Below are 7611 nucleotides of genomic sequence, written 5' to 3'. Positions count from 1 at the left end.
GTATTCCGGCAGCCGGCAGCGCCGGCTGTCGATCTTCAGCGCCACCGACGGCGGCGCCTTGACCACCGGCGCCGGCGCCGGCGGCGGCGTCGGTACCGTGCTCTGCGCCACGATCGTGTTGGTGCGCGGCGGCGGCGTCGCGATGTTCACTTCCGGCGGCGGCACGAACGGCGGCGGCGGAATGTCCAGCGTCGGCGGCGGCGGGGGCGGCGGCACGTCCTCCGGCGGCTTCACTTCCTCGATGATCTTGGTCTCGATCGGCGCCGGCAGAATCTCGATCGCCTTGCGCGCCAGCCCTGACACCAGGGCCCAGATCAGCAGCGCGTGAAACACCACCACCCCGCCGATGCCGATCAGGCGGCGGTTGTTGTCCGGTTGGGCTTGGCCGAGTTGCATGGCTGGATTCTCAGAATGTCAGGTTGAAAATGGCGGCGCCCGCCGCGCTCAGGACTCGCGCGAGGCTTCCGCCAGTTGATGCTCGTAGCGCAGCGCCTGCGCGGCGTCGGCGAGAGCGCGATGCGGTGCATCGCCAGGGTGGAAGGCCGCTGCGCGGCCGCGTGCATATTCGATTTTTCGGGGCGTGAAGGCCGGCGAGTGCGTGCGCAGCGGCATCGCCGCATCGTCGTCCGCAAGATGAAGCTTGGATAATGCGATGGCGGCCCTCATGCCGTCGCTATCGAGGAAATCGGTCTTGGCCTGCGACAGGCCCTGGAGCGTGGCGGCAAGCCCGGCGCGCATCGGCACGGCGGCCGTCGTCTCGTCTTCGGCACGGCTGCCGGTCCACGCGCCGGCCGTCATCACGACCGACACGGCCCACGGCGCCGCCACTGTCTGCTTCCGCCACTTCATCATCGTTACTCTGAACATCCTCACGAGAGGCATTCGACTACCGCATTCGTCACGACGGCACATACGTACCGCCCTGTCGCCTCGCACGTCCCTTGGGCCCCTCGCGCAGAAGCGCTGTCGTCATAGCGAGATTCATGCCATCGATCATTTTTTCGACAGCCGACGCTTCGCGCGCAGCACCGCAAGCCTTCAGCATAGGAAGCGTCCCGTGACGGACAACATGGGGTGTTTGAGGTAGTGCGATAAACGCTGCGCGCGCATCGCTACGCGTCGCGTGCCTGAGGTCCATGCGGCCCTTGGCCGCACGACACTTCAGCCGCGCCGACGCTCGCCGATCAAGGCCAGCAGCGGCAAGCGGCCGACGCGGCGGCGGTGCCGAGTGCGCTCGACAGCGCGGGCAGTTCCGCAAGCCGCCGCCGGCGACGAAGCGCCGAGGCCCACCGTCGCGCCAACCGAATCGAGCCCGGCATCGGCAACGGCTTCTTGCGGAGCCGACAGGGCGGCGACCGGAAACAGGCAGCGCGCTGCATGAGCGGATACCGCCGAGGGCGACGCGCGCGTCGCTCACGCACCACATTGATCGCATCCCCGCACCACGATGCAGCACGCCACCCTGCAGCAAGAACGGCGCACGCAAGGTTCGCCGGAGGGGCATCGGAACCGGGCCCCGGCGGCGGACGCCGCCGCGGGCGCTCGCGCTATGATGCGTCGACCCGCCTGCCGCGCCATGAAACGGCTGCTACGCGATGTCCGCCGGACCTCATCGACGCGCCGCCACCGGACGATCGAATATGGATGCCCTCGCGCAACGAAGCGCGCCCGCCCCGAGCTGCGACTGGCCTGACTGGCCGGCCTACGGCCTGGTCGACGATCTGCTGCCGACGCTGGAACGCTGGGTCGCCGACGGCCGTCGCTGCGCGCTCGCCACGCTGGTCCGCATCAGCGGCTCCTCGCCGCGCCCGCTCGGCAGCGAGATGGCGATCGACGCGCGCGGCGAGTGCGTCGGCTACGTCTCCGGCGGCTGCGTCGAGGCGGCGGTCGCGGCCGAGGCGCTGGCGGTGCTGGCCGACGGCCGGCCGCGCCTGCTCGACTACGGCGCCGGCAGTCCGGTGCTCGACATCCAGCTCAGCTGCGGCGGCCGCATCGGCATCTTCGTGCGCGAACTCGCCGCGCCGCGCGCCTACGTCGCGCGCCTGCGCGAGGCGCGCGCGCGACGCCAGCCGCTGTACGCGCTGACCGATCTCGCCAGCGGCGCGATGCAGCTCGCCGACACCGAACCCGAATTCGCCGACGGCCGTTTCGTGCGCGAGCACCGTCCGCCGCTGCGCCTGATCGCGGTCGGCGCGGACCCGGTGTCGCTGGCGCTCGCCTACCTGGCGCCGCAGATGGGCATCGAAACCGTGCTGCTGCGCCCGCTCGGGCCGGAAGCGCCGCCGCCGGGCTCGAACCTGCTGCACTACGATCGCCGCCCGCTCGCCGCGGCGCTCGCCGGGCTGCGCCTCGACGCACGCTGCGCGGTCTACACGCTGACCCACGATGCCGAGGCCGACCATGCCGTACTGGCCGCGGCGCTGCGCTCGCCGGCCTATTGCGTCGGCGCGCTCGGCAGCCGGCGCAAGGCCGAGCTGCGTCGCCAGCAGCTGCGTGCCGAAGGCATCGCCGAGGCCCGCATCGCCGAGCTGCGCTCGCCGGCCGGGCTCTACCTCGCCGGCACCGGCGCGCACGCGCCGCAGCAGATCGCGCTGTCGATCGTCGGCGAGATGCTGGCCGCCGTGCCTCAGACCTGACTGTGGCGCGGATCGGCCTCGTCGTCCTCGCCGCCGGGCGCGCGCGCCGCTTCGGCGGCGGCCACAAGCTGCTGGCGACGCTGCGCGGCGCGCCGCTGCTGTGGCACACGCTGGACGCAGCCCGAGCGGCGCCGGCGCGGCCGCTCGTCATCGTCGTCGGCCACCGCCAGCGCGCGATCCGCGCGACGCTGGCGCGCTTCCGCGGCGCACGCCGCGGCGCGCCGCCCTGGCGCGTCGTCTACAACCCGCGGCATGCGTCCGGCATGGCCAGCTCGCTGCAGGCCGGGCTCGCCGCCCTGCCCGCGTCCTGCGCCGGCGCCGTCGTGCTGCTCGGCGATATGCCCGACGTCCGCGCCACGACGATCGCGCGCCTGTGCGCGGCCTACGTGCCCGGCGCCGCCGCCGTCGTGCCGTTCAGCGCCGGCCGGCGCGGCAATCCGGTACTGCTCGGCCGGCCGCTGTTCGCCGCCGTCGCCGGCCTGCGCGGTGACGAAGGAGCGCGACGCCTGCTGGCGCGCGCGGCGGACGTGCGTACGGTCGAGGTGCCGCGCGGCGGCTTCGCCGACGTCGACACGCGCCGCGACTGGCGCCGCGCGCGGGCGCGGCGGCGCTAACTAGCGAGCGCGCCGGCCGCCGTCAGGACGGCGGATAGGCGTAGGCCTCGCTCATCTTGCCGGCGAAATAGAACGGGCTGAGGCGCTGCTCGCCCAGACGCGCCGACAGCTGCGCCTGCAGGCTCGCCAGCCGCGCCGCATCGACGCGTGCGCCGCCGGTGTCGAGCACGAAGACGTAGTGGACGCTGTCGGCGGACTCGCCGGCATCCGCGGTGTCCCAGACCAGCAGGCGATGGCCGGCGCCGGCGGCACGACCCGGATCGTCGGCCGGCAGGATTTCGTTGGCGGTGCCCGGCGCGGCGTTAACGAAGACCCGGTCGGCGACCACGCCGGCCGGGGCTTCCACAGTCTTCGTCGCGACCTCGATCTGCCGCGCGCGCGGATCGGCGTCGAAGTCGAACCCCGCCGGCTCCGGAGAGCTGCTGCAGGCGCTGAGCAGCGCGCACAGCAGCAGCGTCCGGAGCCCGCGCCTCACGCGCCGCAGCCCTTCAGCACGAACGGATCGCTGAGGCCGCTGTACGCGCCGTCCTTGCTGCCGGCCTCGTAGCGGATGCGGTAGGTGCCCGGCGCGGTATCGGCCGGCACCTGCCATTCGATCAGCGCCTCGTCGGTCTGCGAACCGTTCTTGACGATCGTCATCTTCGTCCACCAGCTGTCGTCGGTGGCGACGACCTGCCAGCTGTCGCCGACCTGGCGCTCGATGTAGAAGTAGCTCTCGCCGTTGCGCATGTCGCTGCGCGGGTTGGCGGCGTAGAACCTGGCGCTGACCGTCAGGCGCTCGTCCTTCGTCATCTGGTACTCGGCCTGCGGCTGCTGCGTGACCTCGCCGTACGCAGCGCCGCTCGGCAGGCGGCTGTCGGCGGTCGACAGCAGCAGGTGGAAGAACAGCAGCGGCGTGTGATCTTCGTAGCGCGCCGCCTGATACGGACTCTGCGCCGGCTTGCCGTCGCGCAGGTTCTTCGCCAGCCGCGCCGTTTCCTGGATCACCGCGTCGAGCGCCCACGGGCCGAACACCGTCGAGGCGCCCTCGTAGTTCTGCGCCGAGTACTCCTCGCGCGTCGTCAGGTAGTGGATGTAGGTGTTCGACAGGCCGCCGATCACCGCGTAATCGATGCCGGCGTCCTGCAGCACGTCGAGCACGGCGTCGCGCAGGCGACGGCCGGACGTGGTCGTCACCTCCCACGGCAGCGAGATGATCGCGAGATTGCCGAGCGTGATCATCTGGAACGGAATCACCTTCGGCTGCAGCTGCAGCAGCGACAGGTCGCCGAGGCCGACGACCAGCGGGATCGCGACCGGCTTTTCCATCTGGCAGGCGTAGCCGAGCAGCGCGAACGCCGGGTTGTAGCAGCCGACCGGTTCGATCAGCTGCGACGGCAGCGCGCCCTGCGTCAGGCCGGTGAAGGTGTCCTTCAGGTACTGGGTCAGGAACGGCAGCAGCTGGTCGTCGCTCATCGGGCAGGCTGCGCCTTCGGTGAACGGGCCGCGGCCGTCCTCGGCGCCGCCGGCGAACGAAATGCCGAGCGCCGGATTGCAGGTCTGCTGGCCGCCGATCTTCGGCATCAGCGCATCCGGATAGGTCTTCGGCTGGTCGATGACGACGCCGCTCATGTCGATCGGGATGTGGATCGCCTTGACCTCGCCGTGCAGCTTTTCCTTGGCGTCGTCCCAGAGCTTGCGCGCGTGGTGGTACTGCTTGTAGCCGGAGATCATCGCGCTTTCGTAATCGTCGCGGCCGCCGCCGCGCTGCGTCCAGGCGTCGGTGTCGCGCGAATGCAGCTCCTTCTCGCTCAGATCCATCATGAACGGATTCGGCGAGGCGTCGCCCTCGTCGGACTGGAAGAAACCGGCGATGAAGCCGCCTTCCGGATAGACGCCCTGCGCGAAATCCTGCTCGAAGCGCTGCGCCGCGTAGCCCTTGTTGTCGGCCGACAGCAGCGTGTGCGTCTGACCGATCGAGGTGCCGTGGATCGAGTACCAGTTCAGCATGCCGACCGGCGTGCCGTCGTCGCGCTGCAGCTTGAGCAGCGTCATCATGCGGTTGGTCGTCACTTCGCGGCCGCTGGTGTCGACGAAGCGCGCGCGTTCCTCTTCCGGGTTCTTCGCGTAGGCCGGCGGCGAACGGTTGAAGTTGGTGTCGAGCAGCTCGGACTTGGCCATGCGGATCGGGCCCGGCGTCGCCATCATGAGGCTGCGGTGCGCCTGCTGGATCGCGTCGAACACGCCGTTCACCGCCGCCTCGTACGACTGCTTGTCGAAGCCGAGCGCGAACACGTTGGCGAGGTCGTAGTGCGCCTGGCCGCCGGCGCTGGAATGCGTGTGCGTCGCCGAGATCATGACGTTGTCCATCGTCCAGTAATCGGACAGATGGTCCTCGGTGTCGGCGGCGATGCGCTCCATCACGCCGAACTTGATCGAATCGAACGACAGGCCGTTGTCGATCGTCACCAGCATCGCGTAGCCCTTGCGGCCGCCGCACTCCGACGAGAAGGCGAAGGCGCGCGCGTGCTCGCGCGTGTGCAGGCCGGTCGAAACCTGGGCCGGATCGGCGTAGCCGAGCTGCTCCTCGCCGAGCGCCGGACCGGTGATGTCGCCGACGCCGGCGCCGTAGCGGAAACTGGTGTTGTTCTCGCAGCCGCCGCCGTTGAGCACGGCGTCCGACGCACGCGCCGCGCGGCGCGCGGCGTAGTGCGAAAGGTCGGCCAGCGGCAGATCGGCGTCGGCGCGCTTGACGCCGAGGATCTGCTGCTCGTCGAGCTGCCCGATCTGGCAGCTCGCGCCCGCTTCGCTGACCGCCGACGGCGAACTGCTGCCGCAGGCCGCGAGTCCGAGCAGCGTGACCATCGCCAGTGCCATGCCGCCGATGCCGTGCCAGCGAACCGCCCCGATGGTCCGCGCCCCGATGCTTCCGTTCATCCCGTTCCCCGAATGCTGCGCCGGCAATCCCGCGCCGGCCTTGCGGCCGTGCCCGACGCTGATCGCGACGGCCATCGTTTGCGGTGAAGGCCGGTCGCACGCGCCCGGGGCACGGTGACGGCAATGTGACAATTCGCACCCGTCATGCTCTTGACATCTGGCGCCATATTTTGCGTACGCGTACGCGGACCGTCTGACTGCCGCGGCGCGCGGCCATGCGCGCGCGGCCGCGCGCCGGCAACGCATCCGGAACACGAGGGGCGGCAACGGAAAGATCGGCGGCGCACAGCGGGCGCGCCGGGCACACCGCTCAAACGCGCTGTTCGGGCGCACTGATCAAATGCGCTGTTCAGGCGCGCTGTTCAGGCGCGCTGTTCAGACGCACTGCTCGAGCGCGCCGGTCCGGGGATACGACGAAGGCGGCGGCGCGACGCAACGCCGCGCGCGGCGCGTCAGGGCGACGCGAGCACGCCCTTGTCGCCGAACAGCAGCGGCGCGCCGGCGCTGCCCTCGGCGAGCGCCGCAAGCGCGGCGCGATCCGCCCGTTGCTGCAGCACGAACGCCGACGCGCCGGCTTCGCGCACGAGCACCGTGCCGCCGAGGCCGGCGACCACAGCGCGGCCGTCGCCGAAGCGCGCGACCGCAGTCAGCGACTGGTCGGTGCCGCTGGCGATCTCCTGCCAGCTCAGGCCATCGTCGCGGCTCTCGAACAGGTGGCCACGCATGCCGGCCATCAGCCAGCGGCCGTCGCCGAGCGCGGTGCCGGCCCAGAACGAGCCGGGATTCGTGGTCTGGATTTCCTGCCAGCTGGCGCCGCCGTCGGTCGAGCGGAACACCACGCCGGACTCGGCGGCGGTGAACAGCGGCGCGCCATGCCCGCCGAAGATCGCGAACAGGTGGCGGTCGGTGCGTTCGCCGCCGGCGATCGTCAGCGGCGACCAGGTCTGGCCGCCGTCGGCGGTCTGGATCGCGAGCCCGAACAGGCCGACCGCGAAGCCGTGCTGCGCGTCCTCGAAGTGAATCGCGAACAGCGCCTTGTCGCCGTCGACGTCGCGATGCTGCAGCGTCCAGGTCTCGCCGCCGTCGGCAGTCGCCAGCACCACGCCGTCGTGACCGGCGGCCCAGCCGTGCTGCGCGTCGACGAAGCTCAGCGAGGTCAGCAACACCTGCACCGGCACCGCCGTCGCCTGACGGAAGCTGCGGCCGTCGTCGTCGGACAGCAGGATCACGCCGTGGTCGCCGGCCGCGACCAGGCGCGCGCCGGCGCGCGTCACCGCCAGCAGCGGCGTCTGCGTCGCGGCGGCGACCCGGGCCGCGGCCTGCGGGCCAAGCGCCTGCGGCTCGGCGGCGGGCGCGGCGGCGGCGGCAGTCGCGGCGACGGCGGACAGGATCAGGCCGAGCGCGAGGCGCGGCGCACGCAGGCGGGTCGGAATCGAATCGGACAT

At 71.5% G+C, this 7611-nt stretch carries 6 protein-coding genes and 1 pseudogene; 2 read left to right on the top strand and 5 right to left on the bottom strand.

Annotated features, from left to right (window positions below; genetic code table 11):
* A pseudogene (locus K343_RS23355) lies at window positions 1–396 on the bottom strand (energy transducer TonB); the annotation flags it as partial.
* A gap of 48 nt (window positions 397–444) precedes the next feature.
* Window positions 445–852, bottom strand: coding sequence for a hypothetical protein (locus K343_RS0109035; protein WP_028007795.1), 408 nt, complete (start codon window positions 850–852; stop codon window positions 445–447).
* 788 nt (window positions 853–1640) lie between these two features.
* Between K343_RS0109035 and K343_RS0109030 the strand changes: the two genes are divergently transcribed.
* Window positions 1641–2636: an XdhC family protein gene (locus K343_RS0109030; protein WP_028007794.1), complete on the top strand. Its 996-nt coding sequence runs from the start codon at window positions 1641–1643 to the stop codon at window positions 2634–2636.
* Window positions 2637–2638: 2 nt separating this feature from the next.
* Window positions 2639–3250 carry a nucleotidyltransferase family protein gene (locus K343_RS0109025; protein ID WP_028007793.1) on the top strand — a complete coding sequence of 204 codons (612 nt, stop codon included), beginning with the start codon at window positions 2639–2641 and terminating at the stop codon, window positions 3248–3250.
* A 22-nt stretch (window positions 3251–3272) separates the two neighbouring features.
* Here K343_RS0109025 and K343_RS0109020 read toward each other — a convergent pair whose 3' ends face one another.
* The 3 genes from K343_RS0109020 to K343_RS0109010 form a co-directional block, all read right to left on the bottom strand.
* Complete coding sequence (locus tag K343_RS0109020) at window positions 3273–3725, bottom strand: hypothetical protein (protein ID WP_028007792.1); 453 nt, start codon at window positions 3723–3725, stop codon at window positions 3273–3275.
* Window positions 3722–6166: a neutral/alkaline non-lysosomal ceramidase N-terminal domain-containing protein gene (locus K343_RS0109015; RefSeq protein WP_161628868.1), complete on the bottom strand. Its 2445-nt coding sequence runs from the start codon at window positions 6164–6166 to the stop codon at window positions 3722–3724. The genes K343_RS0109020 and K343_RS0109015 overlap by 4 nt, the downstream gene beginning before the upstream one ends.
* A gap of 452 nt (window positions 6167–6618) precedes the next feature.
* The gene (locus K343_RS0109010) at window positions 6619–7611 is read right to left on the bottom strand and encodes a WD40/YVTN/BNR-like repeat-containing protein (RefSeq protein ID WP_043112349.1); all 993 of its coding nucleotides are present in this window, start codon (window positions 7609–7611) and stop codon (window positions 6619–6621) included.

The organism is Solimonas flava DSM 18980, from assembly GCF_000426685.1.
GTDB lineage: Bacteria > Pseudomonadota > Gammaproteobacteria > Nevskiales > Nevskiaceae > Solimonas > Solimonas flava.
Note: the sequence above shows the minus strand (reverse complement) of the source record. Positions and strands in the feature narration are given on the sequence as shown.

What these genes read in the sequence shown, in the direction of transcription:
- K343_RS0109030 (WP_028007794.1), top strand. Translation starts at nt 1,641, where the DNA reads ATGGATGCCCTCGCGCAACGAAGCGCGCCCGCCCCGAGCTGCGACTGG.
- K343_RS0109035 (WP_028007795.1), bottom strand. Translation starts at nt 852, where the DNA reads ATGATGAAGTGGCGGAAGCAGACAGTGGCGGCGCCGTGGGCCGTGTCG.
- K343_RS0109015 (WP_161628868.1), bottom strand. Translation starts at nt 6,166, where the DNA reads ATGAACGGAAGCATCGGGGCGCGGACCATCGGGGCGGTTCGCTGGCAC.
- K343_RS0109010 (WP_043112349.1), bottom strand. Translation starts at nt 7,611, where the DNA reads ATGTCCGATTCGATTCCGACCCGCCTGCGTGCGCCGCGCCTCGCGCTC.